Here is a 410-nt window from a genome sequence, read left to right as displayed (position 1 = left end):
TCCCCCAGCAAAGCACCCCCCGCCCGGGAGCACTACCCGCGGACCGCTTCCGCGGCGACGGCGTCGCGAAGCGCCCGGCGCGATGGTGCGGGAAGGTGGAAACAGACCGCAGGAGCGGCGGAAAATCGTCCCCGCGCGCGGTAGAACAAGGGGAGCCGGCACGCCGAGGGCGTGCCGGGAGAATCGGCGAAGGCGGGGCCTGGGATGAGTGCAGCGGGGTCACTTCCGGGCGACGGCGACGACGGGCCGGTGCGTCCCAGCGGACTGCTCGACGTGCTGCGCGTGGCCTCGGTGGTCCTGGACGCCCAAGGGCGGATCACGCTGTGGAGCCCCCAGGCCGAGGAGCTGTTCGGGTACGGCGCCCAGGAGGCGCTGGGCCAGTACGCCGCCCGGATCATGGTGCACGAGGA

At 73.2% G+C, this 410-nt stretch carries 1 protein-coding gene; it reads left to right on the top strand.

The genetic code is table 11. The features are described from left to right. Window positions 1-204: 204 nt before the first annotated feature. Window positions 205-410: PAS domain-containing protein (locus tag KDL01_RS42420; protein ID WP_212534340.1), on the top strand; the 206-nt coding region annotated here is incomplete at its 3' end.

Source organism: Actinospica durhamensis (assembly GCF_018139695.1).
GTDB lineage: Bacteria > Actinomycetota > Actinomycetes > Streptomycetales > Catenulisporaceae > Actinospica > Actinospica durhamensis.
This window is presented reverse-complemented; position numbering and strand designations above follow the sequence as displayed.